This window comes from Paenibacillus sp. FSL R7-0216 (assembly GCF_037969915.1).
GTDB classification, from domain to species: Bacteria; Bacillota; Bacilli; order Paenibacillales; family Paenibacillaceae; genus Fontibacillus; species Fontibacillus rhizolycopersici.
The window spans coordinates 4,127,669-4,142,699 of the sequence record NZ_CP150222.1 but is presented as its reverse complement, the minus strand read 5'-3'; the positions used below and the strand labels follow the sequence as shown (position 1 = coordinate 4,142,699).

Sequence of the window (15,031 nt, the reverse complement as noted above, 5' to 3'; positions counted from 1 at the left end):
CTTGTTGAAGGTGGAGCATAATGACATAATCAAAGGACAGAGAAGGGTTTACGACTTCTCCATTTTATGATTAAGGCGGGGTTCTATGAACTTCTTAAGAAGCCGCACGTTCCGCAGTAAACTGAAATCTGCATTTCTCATCGTCATCATTCTTTCCGTACTGATCACCGGCGGCTTTTCCTACTCCATATCGGCTCGCATTGTAGAGAAAAATGCGCTAAATCTTACGCAGGATACGGTGACGAAATCAGCTCAAATCGTCGATGAGAAGTTGAATAAGCTCATGATTATCATGATGACTTTTATGTTAAGCCAGCCTTTTCGCAGCATGTTGAAGGATGCTTCAACCGGAGAGGCGGACCGGTATTATACGCATTTGGCGAATATGGATAACGTATTTTCACAGGCCCGAATCGCTGAACCGTTGATTCACTCCATCTATATCTCCACGCCGATCGGCGAGTTTTACCCGCTGACGATCAACCGGAATCGCCATACTCGTTTACAGGACACGTTTCTGTACGAAAGGGTTAGGCTGGAGAACAAGAACGTTTGGGTCGAAGGTCATGAGGATATGTTATTTTCAGGCAAAGACCGAGTGATCTCTCTCATCCTGGAACCGATCTTCGATGCGCCGGTCAAGGACGTATATATCGTGGTTAATATCCGAGAGGAAGGTTTTCGGAATTTGGTCGAAGCCGGGGTTGGGCAGGATGCGGTACGTTTTTTGCTTAATGCCGAGGGGGTCCCGGTGTATTCGAAAAATAACGACTTGGTCCAGAAGGCGGTCAACACGGGTCCTCTTCTGAACGAATTGCAGCATCATGCAGCGGCAACCGGAAGCGCTTCCTATCGTATTGATCACCGCGATTATTTGCTGAATTATGCCCGACTGGGGATAGCCGACTGGACGATGGTCACGATGCAATCGAAGGACGATGTTCTTCGGGACTTGATCTACGTGAAGTGGATGATTGTCGGCATCACCCTGGGAGCCTTTCTGATTACTGCGCTCATTTCCGGCGGATTGACCCGTTATCTGCTCTCCCCATTGCAGGGACTGCAGAAGGTGATGAAGCGCGTAGAGGCCAATGATCTCACCGCAAGATTCAATGGAGAAGGGAACGACGAGCTGGCCCAGGTAGGGTTCCGGTTCAATCGGATGTTAGAGCAGGTGGTGGTCTTAATCGATGAGGTCAAGCAGGCGGAAACCAATAAACGCACCGCCGAGATCAAGGCTTTGTCCGCTCAGATGGACCCGCATTTTTTATACAATACGCTGAACACCGTTTATTGGAAGCTGAAGCTTGGGCAAGTCGAAGAATCCCAACGCATGGTTGTTTCATTGTCGCGATTGTTCCAGCTGGGTCTCAATAAAGGAAACGAGATAACGACCCTGCAGAAGGAATTGGAGCACGTCAAGCAATATTTGGAGATCCAGAAGCTGTGTTACCCAAACTTATTCCATTATGAAATTCGAGGAGAGATATCGCCAATCGATTCGTGGCCGATTCCCAGACTCATGCTTCAGCCGCTTGTTGAGAACAGCATTCTGCACGGCTTCAAGGATATGGAGACCGGCGGCCAAATTACGATTGAGATTGGTTATGACCCGGAACAGGATCTGGGGGAGATGAAGGTTACAGACAATGGGCGTGGAATGGAAGAGCATTTACCGGAGAACGGCTATGCCATTCGAAACCTGATGAGCCGGCTGCAACTGTTTTATGGAGACCGCGCAAAGCTGACATTGGATAGCAAACCGGGCCGGGGAACAACGGTGACTGTAACCATACCGCGGGGAGGAGTGCAGCATGTTGAAGGATGAGGTGCAGGACCCAATTAGCTTATGCGTTATTGATGACATTCGAAGCGTCGTGGAGGGTTTGACGGCGATCTCTTGGACGGATTATGGGATTTCGCTCCGAGGGACTTCCTCCAACGGTAGCGATGGGCTGGAACTCGTGGCTCGAGTGAAGCCGGACTTGGTGATCACCGACATTCGGATGCCGAAGATGGATGGTTTGACGATGCTCCGGCATTTGCTCGAAACGAACCATCACTGCAAAGTGATCTTGATCAGCGGGTATGCGGACTTCGAGTATGCCCAACAAGCGGTTCATCTGGGCGCTTACGAATTTGTCGTCAAACCGTTTACGGAGGAAGAACTTCTGGGCGTCGTGCTGCGAGCGAAGGCACAGATCCTGGAGGAACGATCCAGGCTGCAGAACCATCATTTAATGGAAACTAAACTGCGAGAAAGTATGCCCGTGCTTCGCCAAGAATATTTAAGCATGCTGGTCCACCATCGGACCCCCTGGGAACATGCCTCCGAACGGTGGGATTTTCTTGGGATCGACCTGGAGCGGCAGGGCTTTACCGTCATGTTGATCGAGATCGATAAATTTCGGGAGCAGGTTGCCGAGTTATCGATCCGAGAGATTGAGCTGATCCGGTTCTCCCTGCAAAATATCGTGGAAGAAACGATCCGTCCCTACAGCAAATGCGTTGTGATTCGAGCCAAAAACAATCGTTTCCTAGCACTCCTGAATGAATCCGATATAGGGGACGCTACGTTGATTGCCGAATCTTGTTGCCGGAATATCGAGAAATATACCAAGTATACCGTCTCCATAGGCGTCTCCGGAACAGTCGGGCAGATCCATCAGCTTCCCGATGCCTATCGGGAGGCGGAGCGGGCGCTCGCTTATCATATCTTCAGTGAAGGGAATGCCGCCATCGGGATCGGAGATCTACCGGAGACCGGAAGTCAATCTCCGCTGTCTCTGGAACGCAAAGATGAACTTCTCCTCGCGCTTCGAACCGGCAACGGGGATCGGGCTGTTGAACTCTTAGGTTCCATCTCCTCGCAGTTGCAAGGGCTGGCATCGCCGCCACACCCGGATTATTTGCTCAGCCTATACGATGAGTTGGCGGCTTCCGTCATCCGGGCGTTATACGAATTGGCGCCATTCGCCGAGATACAGCCGCTAATCGCCCGATATCAATCGATGCGAGGCACCACGGGGATGCCGTTAAGCCGCTTAGAGCAGCAGCTTTCGCAGTTGTGCCGTGAAGGGGCCTGTGTGGTAGGCAGCAACACGCTGTCGGAAAGCCAGAAGATCATTTATCGATCGTTGGAGTTCATTCAAAGCCGGTTAGGAGAAGAAGTGACGTTAACCGAGTGCGCGGCTCACGTGCATCTTAGCGTGAGTTATTACTCCAGCCTGTTCAAGAAAGTTACTGGAATGACCGTCACGCAGTACGTTAATCAGGAACGAATTCGATTGGCCAAGACCTTACTGGTGGAAGGCAGGTCGGTGCAGGAAGTTTCTGTCGCGGTGGGCTATGAAGAGCGGCGTTATTTTAGCGAAATGTTCAAGCGTATTACCGGTATGACCCCTACGGAGTTCAGATCAGACTATTATCCCGATTCGACGGAAGAGGCGGAATCGACAAAATCATGAAATCGCTACCCTAAAGAGTGGGTTTGCCCCACTCCTTTTTTATGCCCGTGATTTTATAGTGAAGAGGAAGACAAAGTAGTTTCAATTCAGAAGGGGGAAATGTCTATGATCAAAAAAGCGATGCTGCTCGGAATGAACCTGATGCTGATTTTGGCTTTGGTGGCGTGCGGCGGGGGTGGCTCTAAAACCTCCAATGAGCCGAAAGAGTCGACGACCAACGACAAGAACGAAGGTAAGACGACCGCGGCTCCCGTTCAACTGCAGTATTGGACCGATGACCGCCATGACCAGGAATACATTAAAGAGATGGTTACCCGATTTAATGAGACAAATGAAGACAACATTCAAGTTGAATTGACCGTCATGTCCGAAAACTACACGCAAAGTGTGGACATCGCGTTCTCCAGCAATCAAGCACCGGATATTCTACGGTTGAAAAGCGCCAATACCGAAGCCTTCTTCAAAAAGGGATACCTGCAGCCGATTGATAGCTACCTGACGGATGACATGAAGGCGAAGTTCTCCTCGGTCATTATCGATGGGGTAAACCGGTTCGACGGGCAAATTTATTCGCTCCCCAACACAGGGCTGACGCTGCGGTTGGTTTATAACAAGGACTTGTTCGATAAAGCGGGTATTACCAATCCGCCGGCTACGCTTCAGGAAATGGTCGATGCCGCCAAGAAGATTACGGAAGTCGGCAAATCGGAAGGGATTTACGGCTTCGCATTGAACTTCAAGAACCCGAAGCAGGCGTTTGACCGTTCCGTTCGAGAGATTTTGTCGCTTAGCGGGTATCAGGGTTTAGGGTTTGATTTGAAAACAGGGCAGTTCGACTTCGCTCCTTACGCGCAAGTGATTGAGTATTTCAAACAAATGCACGAGGACGGCAGTATTCTTCCAGGAGCCGAATCGCTGGATATTGACCCGCTGCGCGCTCAATTCGCAGCCGGCAAAATCGGGATGTACTTGAGCTTCTCCACGGAACCGGGCGTCTACCAAGATCAATTTCCAACGGAAATGAACTGGGCCGGTGCGCTGGCACCAACGCTGGATGGACAGAAGGGCACCTCCGAGATCGTATCGGCCGGCACATGGCTTGGCATGAGCAAAACCTCGCAGCACCAGGATGCCGCTTGGAAGTTCATGCAATTCATGTATGCGGATGATGTGCTGACCGCGTATCACGAGAAGGGATTTGGAATTTCCGTCGTGCCAAGCATTGCCGAAACGGCAAAAACCCCGGATGTCAAAGGGATGGAGGGTTTCTTGATCGGGGAGAAGGATTCCTTGTGGCCGGTCGCGCCTAACGTAACGCCGGAAGGGGCGAACTATGCGGATGCCTTCTTCAAATACATGCTGGACGGCGGGGATGTACAGAAAACCGTCGAAGATCTAAATCAACGCTATAACGACGCTTTGGCGAAAGCGGTGGAAAAGGGAGAGGTCAAAGTCACTCCGAATCCTTCCTTTGATCCCGCTAACCCGCAAGGAAAATAGTGCTTTACTCGGGACAGGAGCTTTTGTGAGCTGGTGACAAGGCTCCTTTCCTGTCTCCTGACACACAAACAAAAGGGGAGGAACCGAAATGGCGAAGCTGAAGCGGCTTCAGGAGAACGGCCTGTTTCTGTTGCCCAGCGTCATCCTAACGTTGGTTTTAGGGATTTATCCGTTGATTTGGATGCTGCGCTATATGTTTTACGATTACGTTGGATACGGAGAGGCTTTATTTGTAGGTTTGGATAATTTCAGCAGGTTATTTCGCGATGAGCAGTTTTGGGCATCGGTCGGAAATACGTTTGTGTTTGCCGGAGGCAAGCTGTTGTTGACGATTCCATTGTCCTTGCTGTTGGCAGTGCTGCTCAACGGCAAGCTGCGAGGCAGGAATTTGCTGCGGGGGATTTATTTTATGCCGACGGTCATCAGTACCGCAGTGATCTCGGTCGTTTTTTACAACATTTTTAACTCCTATAACGGGATGATCAACCAATTACTAATGAAGTACCACCTCATCGGGCAACCGATCGATTGGCTGGGGCCCAAACACGCGATGTTAACCGTCATCATTGTGGCTGTATGGGGGGCGGTCGGCAACTATATGCTCTTGTTTCTGGCTGGGCTGCAGAGCATTCCCCAGGATTTATACGAAAGCGCCGCGATCGACGGGGCTCATGCCGGACAACGTTTCTGGCACATCACGATCCCGATGCTCGGCCCGGTGATGCAAATGATTATTATGCTGGCGATCATCGCCTCGCTCAAAGGCTACGAAAGCATCATGGTCATTACTGAGGGGGGGCCGATCGGCAAGACCGAAGTGATGTACCTGTACTTATACAAGTTGCTCTTCCCGGTATCAACCGGATCTCCGGTGACGCAGCAGTTCGGTTACGGCAGCGCCGTCGGATTTGCCACGGCGATCATCGTCGGAGCGATTACGGCGGGTTACTATTTCTTAAGCAAGAGAATGAACAAGGTATTCTAAAGGGGGCTAGGAGAGATGAATCAATCAACAATTGCGGATAAAAAGCCGGCCACACAAGCCGCAAAATGGATTGCGCGCCCAATCATGTGGCTGTTTCTGCTGGTCACGGTCCTGCTGACCTTGTTTCCGATCTTGATGACGATCCTCGGTTCCTTGAAGACCGGGGCCGAGATGATGAGCGGCGGGGACTTGCTGCCGAAGGCATGGCAGTTCCACAACTATGCGGAGGCTTGGCAGCAAACCAATTTTGCCAGGTTTACGTGGAATAGCGTGTTCTTAAGCGTGATGAGTACGGTCGGAACGTTGCTGGTGGCCGCGATGGCAGCCTATGTCGTCGATCGGCGGGACTTTCCAGGTAAAGCGTTATATGTGGGGGTTCAGGCCTCAACCATGTTTATTTCCGTCGGGGCGATCGTGCTGCGACCGCAATTTGACCTGATGGTCAAATTGAACCTGAATTCGTCGCTATGGGGCGTCATTCTGATCTTAATCAGCGCCCATTCCAGTACGTTCTTTATATTACAGGGGTTTTATAAATCGATTCCACGCGAGTTGGATGAGGCGGCTATGGTAGATGGATCGGGCTTTATACGAACGTTTTTCAAAATCATTCTGCCGCTGTTGACTCCAGGGCTAGGGGTGGCGGGGTTATTCGCTTTCCGTCATGCCTGGAACGAATACATTCTGCCGCTCGTCTTCACGATGACGAGCCCGCATCTGCAGACGTTGACCGTCGGGTTGGCCAATCTTCGTTACGGCTCTTCCGCGGCCATGCAAATCCACCTGATGATGGCGGGGGCTTGCTTGTCGATCCTGCCGATGCTGCTTGTTTACATTTTAGCGAACAAAACCTTCATCCAAGTGACGGCGGGCTCCGTGAAGGGATAATCAAGTTACATGTGAGGAGGTTCATCATGAACGAGAAGCAAATTACTTTGCCGGTTCAGACGATTCCGGTGTCCTATGACGTGGACGTCTTGGTTGTCGGCGGCGGCGCTTCGGGGATCGCGGCGGCCATCAGCGCGGCTGAAGGTGGAGCGAACACGCTGCTGATCGAGCAGAGAGGATTCCTGGGTGGAATGGGAACGGTGGCTTTAGTTCCGGCGTTTTGCCCGTTTACAGACAAGGAAAAGCCGATCATTCGCGGCATCGGGATGAAGTTGATGGAGCGGATGAAACAAGCTTGCAACGCCGATTATCGGGCCGAATACCAGGAAACGCTCGATTGGGTTCCGATCGACCCGGAAGTATTGAAACGGGTTTACGATGATGCCTTGCTCGAAAGCGGTGTCTCGCTGCTCTATCATACGTTTGTTTTTGACGTCCAGTTGTCGGACGATCGGACCAAGGTGGAGGGCGTTGTCGTCGCGAACAAATCGGGCCGATCCTTCATCCGTTGCCGTTATTTGATCGATGCGACGGGAGATGGCGACTTGGCCGCCCTGGCGGGTGTGCCTTTTCAGAAGGGTGGCGACCAAGGCGAATTGCAGCCGGGGAGCATGTGTTATCTGTTGGCTAACGTAAACCGGGTGAAGTTTCAACAATATATACAGGAGACCGGGGATACCGGTCAGCTGCACCAAACGGTGGAGCGGGCGATTGCGGAAGGGGCCTTGCCGGAGGGACGCAAGTCGATCTCCGGTCTGGCTTGGGTGAACGACTATCTGGTTGGCGTGAATTTTGGTCATGTGTTTGGCATCGATGGGACAAAAGCCGAAGATTTGACGCGAGGTGCGATCGAAGGCCGTAAATTGGCCGAACGTCAGGTCGAGTTCTTTCGCAAGTATGTTCCCGGGTTTGAAATGGCGCACATGGTCGCGAGCGGCGAGCAGGTCGGCATTCGGGAAACGCGGCGAATTCAAGGGGATTACGTCTTGACGGTAGATGATTTCATCTCGGCGCGGTCTTTCCCGGATGACATTGCCCGCAACGCCTATTACATCGACATTCATCTGGCCAATCACAAGAGCGAGATGACTTTTAACCACCTTCCTCCCGGGCAATCGCATGGTGTCCCATACCGGATTATGCTGCCTGTCGGCATCGAGAATGTGTGGGTAGCGGGTCGCTCTGCTTCTTCGGACCGGGCGGTTCAAGGCTCGCTAAGGGTGATGCCGAACTGCTTTGCGATGGGGCAAGCGGCGGGTACGGCAGCTGCGCTGGCAGCGAGCACGGGAGCAACCTCTCGGAAGATCTCCGTACCGCAGTTACAGAAGTTATTGCTGGAGCAGGACGTCTGGCTCGGAGAGAAATTCCCCCCAACTGAAGGTGAACGGTGATGTCCCCTCTGACGTTACATGATTTGCCGCTTGAGGAATATTGGTTTCACGGCGCCGTTACGCTTGAACGGCAACCTGAAGGAATCAAACCTTGGCGTATCCCTTACGAGGACTATGAACTGTTTCCTCCGGATGGGATCGGGATGAAAGCAGAGATTTGTGCGGGGGTTCGTATACGGTTTAACACCGATTCATCAGTGATCGGCGTAGGGTTCACGCCTTTGGCAGAAGAGGCGACCTTGGACTGTCTTTGCGATGGAGAGATGCAGGCTCGGCTGAAGCTCCCCCCGGGAGCAACAGAGGCAAGATTCCAGGGACTAAAGCGGGAACGGAAGATCGTGGAGATTTACCTTCCCCAGAATGTAGGCATGACGGTGACACGCCTTTCGGTAGAAGTCGATGCCGTTTGCGAGCGTGCAGCGGATTTGCGGCCAAAATGGGTGGCTTATGGCAGCTCCATCACCCAATGCGTGGCGGCCGAGGGCCCTTCGTCAACCTGGCCGGTTATCGCCGCACGGGAGTGTGATTTTCAGTTAACCTGCCTGGGATTTTCGGGCAACTGCCATTTGGAACCGAGAGTCGGGCGAATGATCGCGAATTTACCGGCGGACTTTATTTCGCTTTGCGTCGGGATCAATGTGTACGGGGCGGCGTCGCTAAGTCCGAGAAGCTTCAAGCCGGCCTTGATTGGCCTTATTGAGTTCATTCGAGATCAACATCCCGATACGCCGTTGCTTGTGATCTCGCCCATTTACGCCACCGATCGGGAAACAAACGAAAACGCCTTAGGCTTTACGCTGACGGCAATGCGCGAAGAGATTCGAGAAACGGTGGGTCTGTTTCAGCGGCGTGGCGATAGTCGGATTTATTATGGCCATGGCTTGAACTGGTTCGGAGCGTCTGACCAAGAGTGGTTATCCGACGGGCTGCATCCAAACGCCGAGGGGTATCAGCTTATGGGAGAACGGTTTAAGGAACGGATGCTGAGCGTACTCGATCCTAGCATTAGCTTTTTATGATGAAGATCAAAAAGTAGGAGGATAATCTTATGGTCCATCAAGTTCCCTCAATATTAACCTCAAGTCCGGTCATCCGCCGGTATGAGCTGAATCCGATATTGGATGCGGCACGAGTACCTTACGATACGGCTTTGGTGTTTAATGCAGGGGTCACCAAATTCAATGGCAAGTACGTCATGATTTTTCGCAACGATTATGGTTCGCTGGAACATCAGACCATTGAGCCGCATCATACTACCGATCTCGGCATCGCGTACAGTGATGACGGGTTGCATTGGCAGGCCGGACCGAAGCCGGTGTTTAAGCTGCATGACGGAGAGATCATAAGGGCGTACGACCCCCGGTTGACCGTGCTAGACGGCCGCTGCTACATGTGCTTCGCCGTGGACACGCAGCATGGAATCCGCGGCGGGATCGCCGTCACGGACGATCTGGAGCATTTCGAAATTCTCAGCTTATCGACGCCGGATCTGCGTAATATGGTGTTGTTCCCGGAGAAAATCGCCGGCAACTATGTCCGCCTGGAACGGCCTTTTACCGTGTACGGCCGCGGCGGAGTAGATCGATTCGACACCTGGATCTCGCAGTCGCCCGATCTGGTATACTGGGGCCGATCCGAATTGTTGCTCGCGGTAGAACAGGTTCCATTCGCTAACGATAAGATCGGCCCGGCCGCACCGCCGGTGAAGACGGACAAGGGGTGGTTGACGACGTTCCACGCGGTTGACATCGATCCTTCGCGGGGGAAGAACGGCTGGGAGGCCACTTGGAAGAAACGTTATACTGCGGGAATTATGCTGCTTGATTTGGCCGATCCTCGCAAGATCGTCGGGATGAGCAGACAACCTTTGATGGCGCCGGAGGCCCCGTACGAAACGGATGGCGGATTTCGGAACGACGTGATTTTCCCCGGCGGGATGGTCCTTGAACCGGATGGAGAAGTCAAAATCTATTACGGCGCGGCGGATACCGTGGAATGCTTGGCTACCGCGCATGTAGATGATCTGATCAAGCTTTGTTTGGACAAATAAACCCATTACGAATGAAAGCCGTCGGACAGGTCCGACGGCTTTCGTGTCACTAAATTGTCATAGTTATCGCGCGATATTCCAACGATTGTCAAACACTTCTGCGTTTTGATATGATAAAGTTTATAGCGAGAGGGTTATTTTGTTGAAAATTTTATGAATGTTCGATATATGGAATACCTAAACTCACCCTAATCTAAATGTAGGAGGATTGAATCGCGCGTGGACAAACCATTAAGTGTTCAGGCTTCTGCGGAATCCGCTGCGTTGTCCGTGAGACCTACTCCTCCGGGAGAGACGGCGACTTGGAAAGATTTCATCGCCTTGACGAAACCAGGCATTTTACGCTCCAACCTGATTGCCGCTTTTGCCGGGTTTTGGGTTGCTTCCCGCTGGGAGCTTGATTATATTCAATTAGTTGTCATGCTGCTGGGAACGGCGCTGGTGATGGCGTCGTCCTGTGTCTTTAACAACTATTTCGACCGGGAGATGGACACAAAGATGGCTCGAACGAAGAACCGTGCCCTTCCCACAGGGAAATTGTCTCCAAAGACGGTGCTGTGGTATGCGGTGACCTTAGGCGTTTTGGGCCTAACCGTATTATTTGCCTTTTGTGGTCCGCTAGCAGGATTGTTTGGCGTGGTAGGTATGTTGGTTTACGTGGTCGTCTATACGTTGTGGCTTAAACGCAGCTCTACCTGGAGTACCTCGATCGGCGCCATTTCCGGTGCTATGCCGCCTGTTATTGGTTATGTCGCCGCTTCGGGCCGCATCGATCTGGGCGCCTGGATGCTGTTCGCCTTGCTTTTCCTATGGCAACCGCCCCATTTCTGGGCGTTGGGCATCCGCCGCACTGAGGAATACCGGGCTGCGGGCTTCCCGCTGCTGCCTGTCGTCAAGGGCATTCCGCGGACGAAGCTGCAGATGATTCCGTATCTCGTATTGCTTATTCCAATTCCGATTTTGATGTACGCCTACGGTTATACAGGGGTCTGGTTCCTGGTGATTGGAAGCCTTCTGTCGGTTGCCTGGCTGCTCATGGCACTCCAGGGGTTCCGGGCGAAAGATAACGACGTTTGGGCGAAACGAGTCTTTCTATTTTCGGTCAATTATTTAACGATTGCCTTGATCGTGATGATATTGGATACGGTAAGGCTGTAATGGGGGATGGGCATGGCGGTTTTGAAGAAATACAAATGGACATGGATTCTTCTTTCGATTTGCGTGATTCTAGCCGGTTATCTGTTATGGGATACTTATGCGAAACCCAAGCTGCCGGTCATTCGTCCCGTCGCCGATTTCAGTATGGAGAACGTAGACGGCAAGACAGTGACCCTGCAGGACACGAACGGCAAAGTCCGGCTGTTTTATTTCTTCTTCGCCAATTGCCCTGACGTTTGCCCAATCACAACCTTCCGGTTGAGTCAGGTTCAGGATATTTTGAAGGATAAAGGGCTGTTCGGCAAAGATGCTTCTATTGTTTCCATTACGTTCGATCCGGAGCGAGACACGCTTGAGAACGTCAAGGCGTTTGGGGACAAATTCAAGGCGGATTATTCCGGTTGGTATTTCCTTCGCGGGGATCAACAGAAGACGATCGATCTAGCGATGGAATCGTTCAAAATTCTGATTAATCAGGACGAGGATGGGAATTTCGTGCATATGGACCTAATTGGCCTCGTGGACCGCGAAGGCCGGTTGCGTGAAATTTACCGGCCGGAGGCGACGCCGGACGAAATCGCCGCAGGAGTCGTGGATCTAGTTAAGGAGTAGCGGAGCGACTACGTGATCAAAAGCAATAAGGCTTTTCAGCGCCGAGAAGCGCGATCAAAAGCTGTCATAAGGAGCCGGTGTTGGAGGATAGTTTATAAATTCCTCCAGCCCGGCTTTTTCTAATTGAGCGATCAGGTATTCGTCGGGAGTTCCTTCCACACCGGCATACCCCCGTCTTGTATAGATTTGTACCGCGTCGGGAAAAGCATCGCGCAGCAAGCCTCGGATACGTTTCCCGGATGGATCGTTATCCAGGAACAGAAACAACTCGTCATCATTGACCTTTTTGCGCAAACTTTCCAACTTCTCGTTATTTAACGTGCCAAACGTACAATAGATCTGGACGGCCTCGTTCAGCAAGCGCCGCAGCTTGCTGCGGTCGTTCTTGCCTTCTACGATGATGCTGAGCGACAAAAAAATCCCCCCCGGGCTTTAAGCGTAATCAACCAAGCTGTGGTTACGCTTCTAGTTTATACCCGGCAGGGGATCTCATGCAAAACAGGATAGAATGATAAGGAAAAGGGCTGGAATCAAGTTATTTCAATTCAATATCGAAACGCGTTCCCGGATCTCCAATAAATACAAGGGTTCCATTCTCAGGTAGTTTCACTTGGTTGTTTCCGCTGACCACTGAGAAGTTCACGCAAGCCCCGGAGGCGTCGTAAACCGCAAAGGACGTTTTAACGGGCAGGTCGACGGTGATCGTTTTACCGGCCGCTTTGGCCGGAATGGAGAACCACCGAGCTTGTTCCGTCGGACGCAAGGTTACCGAGGACTTCTTGCCAGGGTACAGTTCCTTGATCTGATCCCCGCTCAAATACCGAGACCCGCCGGCTTCCAGGTACTCGCTTCCGGCTTGGGTAATGAAACGGAATTCCGCAGAGTCGCGGCTTCCCGTAGATGGAACCGCATGTTTGCCCATCAAGGAATCGGGACCCGTGATTTGTTTGTCCATCACGTAGCCGGGCAAGCTGTCTGTGCGTGTGATTCTGTAAGTTGGCAGCGTCATGAAGTAAGCCATGGAGCTATACTTTTCCGATACCAGGAAATAAGATTTCCCTTCGCGATGCTTCCAAGCGGCTTCAACTTCCGGCGATATCGCGTTCTCTTCAAGCTTCTCCGCAGAATAAAGATTTAAGGCCAGTTGACCCAATTCAGGGACGGTGGCGTATTGTCTTTCCCATAAATAAGTGCGTCCGTTCTTCTCCTTCACGAAGCTGACCTTCAGCGAGCCGTCCTCGCTGACAAAAGTGCCGTCCTTCGTGTACATCAGCTTGGGAAGACCCAAGGATTCGCCTGGCGCAAACGGAGACGATATGTTGATTTCGCCATTCGCTACATCAATTCGGAACAATTGGTTTGTCGCCCCATAGAAACCGCTGTACTTCGTCAATTCTTCCGGCATATCCGCTTTTTCCGGTGTACCGAAAGACTTGGCCGGTTTTGGTTCCTTAATCGTTCCTTTATCCTTTAAGGCCTGGAGCAACAGTTCGTTCGCGAGCAGTTGATTCAGCGAGCTGGAGCCACCGGAGGAGAGAACGGCGGCCGCCATTTTCTGTTCCGGCAAAACGACGAGCTCCGCATGGTACATCAGAGTATCTCCGCCCTTCGCTAAGGCCTTAATGCCGTATTCGCTGAAGGGGAACAACCGCATGGTATCCCAACCCAGTCCGAAGTCGAAGCTGTTATCGGCGTCTTGAGGCCATACGCCTCTTTTGTATTCCGGCTGTGCCATGGCATTAACGGCCTTCTCGGACAGGATCCCCGCTTCACCCGTGAACAGGCTGGCGAATTTCACTAAGTCTTCGGCGGTCGAGTAAATGCCGCCCGTTCCAATCACGTTCACCGTTTCGTTCGGTAATTGTTCCGGAACTCCAGGCGTGTACAGTGCGGCGAGCTTGCTAGCTTCCAAGTCATCCTGTGAGGTCAGCGTATGCTTCATGCCAAGGGGCACGGTGAATTCTTGATGGATATAATCGGTAAAATCTTTGCCGCTGACACGTTCTACCAAAATTTCTGCCAGCGTAAAACCGTCGTTGCTGTAAACCGAATAGGCACCCGGGTCCGCTTTCAGGGATTGCCCAGCCAATTGATCAAGCAGCGTATCATGAGCGTAAGAGTCGTTATCATCAATCAAAAAAGCATTGGCGAGGCTGGACCCCTCGAACCCGGAGGAATGGTTAAGCAGCATGCGTGGCGTGATTTGCTTATACCGTTCATCTTTCATCTTGAACTCCGCTATGTAATTCACCAACGGGGAATCCAGGTTGATTTTACCTTCGTCAACCAGTTTCATGACAGCGGCAGTCGTAAACATTTTACTGGTTGAACCAATACCATACATCGTTTCAGAAGTCAGTGGGATCTTCCCGGCGGCATCGTTTTTGCCCGATTCTCCGGAGGCGATAAGTTTACCGTTGTCCACCAAAGCATACTGGACGCTGGTAGTTCCGTAGGTGCCGGTGAGCAGCGCGGCTTTCGCGGCGGCGATTTGCTCCAATCCTTGCGGCGTTTTGTCAGTTGGCGGCGCTTCGGCCGCCATAACACTAGCTGGCATCAGCAGTGTAAAAGCAAGGATCATGGCAAGAAACGCATTTCGTCTTTTCTTCAAACTAAAAACCCTCCCTTAAATTGGATATATCTTTAGTACGTTAACAAAGTAGGGGAGGGTTCATCTTTTTTGGAATAGGATGGATAATGACGCAAAACGGCCTGCCGAAGGGGCAGACCGAAGTGCAGGGACTATATTGATTACAAAGAACTAGAGAAGAGGAGCACGAAGGATGATTACCAGCAAAATGTACAACACGAGGATCGTCCCCGTCGATGTCCAGAAACCGTATCCAGGACCCACCGGGCCCGGTCCGCAATTGTCAACGCCACCCATCTATGTTCACCCCGCTTTCAACAGGATCGGTTACTACACGATTATCTTATGAAGGAAGATTGCCTGCGCCCTGTGCGGCAGCCTAAGGCGGGG

The 15,031-nt window shown here is 51.8% G+C and carries 12 protein-coding genes; 10 read left to right on the top strand and 2 right to left on the bottom strand.

All coding sequences use genetic code 11. The annotated features are described in order from the left end of the window. The first annotated feature begins 85 nt into the window (after positions 1-85). The 10 genes from MKZ15_RS19005 to MKZ15_RS18960 all read left to right on the top strand — a co-directional run bounded on the left by MKZ15_RS19005 (position 86) and on the right by MKZ15_RS18960 (position 12,051). The gene (locus MKZ15_RS19005; protein ID WP_339817376.1) at positions 86-1,828 is read left to right on the top strand and encodes a sensor histidine kinase; all 1,743 of its coding nucleotides are present in this window, start codon (positions 86-88) and stop codon (positions 1,826-1,828) included. Beyond that, a complete protein-coding gene (locus tag MKZ15_RS19000) occupies positions 1,815-3,467 on the top strand; it encodes a response regulator (protein ID WP_339817374.1) in 1,653 nt (550 codons plus the stop codon). Before MKZ15_RS19005 ends, MKZ15_RS19000 begins: the two co-directional genes overlap by 14 nt. Before the next feature lie 105 nt (positions 3,468-3,572). Then, positions 3,573-4,967 (top strand): sugar ABC transporter substrate-binding protein, encoded by a 1,395-nt coding sequence (locus MKZ15_RS18995; protein WP_213623264.1) that lies wholly within the window; start codon positions 3,573-3,575, stop codon positions 4,965-4,967. 88 nt (positions 4,968-5,055) lie between these two features. Beyond that, a complete protein-coding gene (locus tag MKZ15_RS18990; RefSeq protein ID WP_155606153.1) occupies positions 5,056-5,952 on the top strand; it encodes a sugar ABC transporter permease in 897 nt (298 codons plus the stop codon). A gap of 15 nt (positions 5,953-5,967) precedes the next feature. After that, the gene (locus MKZ15_RS18985; RefSeq protein ID WP_193417359.1) at positions 5,968-6,840 is read left to right on the top strand and encodes a carbohydrate ABC transporter permease; all 873 of its coding nucleotides are present in this window, start codon (positions 5,968-5,970) and stop codon (positions 6,838-6,840) included. 26 nt (positions 6,841-6,866) lie between these two features. Next, a complete protein-coding gene (locus MKZ15_RS18980; RefSeq protein ID WP_155606155.1) occupies positions 6,867-8,231 on the top strand; it encodes an FAD-dependent oxidoreductase in 1,365 nt (454 codons plus the stop codon). Beyond that, the gene (locus tag MKZ15_RS18975; RefSeq protein ID WP_339817372.1) at positions 8,231-9,250 is read left to right on the top strand and encodes an SGNH/GDSL hydrolase family protein; all 1,020 of its coding nucleotides are present in this window, start codon (positions 8,231-8,233) and stop codon (positions 9,248-9,250) included. Before MKZ15_RS18980 ends, MKZ15_RS18975 begins: the two co-directional genes overlap by 1 nt. 29 nt (positions 9,251-9,279) lie before the next feature. Further along, positions 9,280-10,281 (top strand): glycoside hydrolase family 130 protein, encoded by a 1,002-nt coding sequence (locus tag MKZ15_RS18970; protein ID WP_193417362.1) that lies wholly within the window; start codon positions 9,280-9,282, stop codon positions 10,279-10,281. Positions 10,282-10,500: 219 nt separating this feature from the next. Beyond that, positions 10,501-11,439, top strand: a complete 939-nt coding sequence (gene cyoE / locus MKZ15_RS18965; protein WP_193417363.1) for a heme o synthase — start codon at positions 10,501-10,503, stop codon at positions 11,437-11,439. Between the two features lie 12 nt (positions 11,440-11,451). Beyond that, positions 11,452-12,051, top strand: coding sequence for an SCO family protein (locus MKZ15_RS18960; protein WP_339817371.1), 600 nt, complete (start codon positions 11,452-11,454; stop codon positions 12,049-12,051). Between the two features lie 54 nt (positions 12,052-12,105). Here the strand turns inward: MKZ15_RS18960 and MKZ15_RS18955 are convergent, their stop codons facing one another. Then, entirely contained in the window at positions 12,106-12,465 is a 360-nt protein-coding gene (locus MKZ15_RS18955; RefSeq protein ID WP_155606159.1) for a toprim domain-containing protein, read from the bottom strand. A gap of 121 nt (positions 12,466-12,586) precedes the next feature. Further along, positions 12,587-14,608 (bottom strand): serine hydrolase domain-containing protein, encoded by a 2,022-nt coding sequence (locus MKZ15_RS18950; protein WP_339822523.1) that lies wholly within the window; start codon positions 14,606-14,608, stop codon positions 12,587-12,589. Between the last annotated feature and the right edge of the window lie 423 nt (positions 14,609-15,031).

What these genes read in the sequence shown, in the direction of transcription:
- MKZ15_RS18950 (WP_339822523.1), bottom strand. Translation starts at nt 14,608, where the DNA reads ATGCCAGCTAGTGTTATGGCGGCCGAAGCGCCGCCAACTGACAAAACG.
- MKZ15_RS18980 (WP_155606155.1), top strand. Translation starts at nt 6,867, where the DNA reads ATGAACGAGAAGCAAATTACTTTGCCGGTTCAGACGATTCCGGTGTCC.
- MKZ15_RS19000 (WP_339817374.1), top strand. Translation starts at nt 1,815, where the DNA reads ATGTTGAAGGATGAGGTGCAGGACCCAATTAGCTTATGCGTTATTGAT.
- MKZ15_RS19005 (WP_339817376.1), top strand. Translation starts at nt 86, where the DNA reads ATGAACTTCTTAAGAAGCCGCACGTTCCGCAGTAAACTGAAATCTGCA.
- MKZ15_RS18975 (WP_339817372.1), top strand. Translation starts at nt 8,231, where the DNA reads ATGTCCCCTCTGACGTTACATGATTTGCCGCTTGAGGAATATTGGTTT.
- MKZ15_RS18995 (WP_213623264.1), top strand. Translation starts at nt 3,573, where the DNA reads ATGATCAAAAAAGCGATGCTGCTCGGAATGAACCTGATGCTGATTTTG.
- MKZ15_RS18970 (WP_193417362.1), top strand. Translation starts at nt 9,280, where the DNA reads ATGGTCCATCAAGTTCCCTCAATATTAACCTCAAGTCCGGTCATCCGC.
- MKZ15_RS18960 (WP_339817371.1), top strand. Translation starts at nt 11,452, where the DNA reads ATGGCGGTTTTGAAGAAATACAAATGGACATGGATTCTTCTTTCGATT.
- MKZ15_RS18990 (WP_155606153.1), top strand. Translation starts at nt 5,056, where the DNA reads ATGGCGAAGCTGAAGCGGCTTCAGGAGAACGGCCTGTTTCTGTTGCCC.
- MKZ15_RS18985 (WP_193417359.1), top strand. Translation starts at nt 5,968, where the DNA reads ATGAATCAATCAACAATTGCGGATAAAAAGCCGGCCACACAAGCCGCA.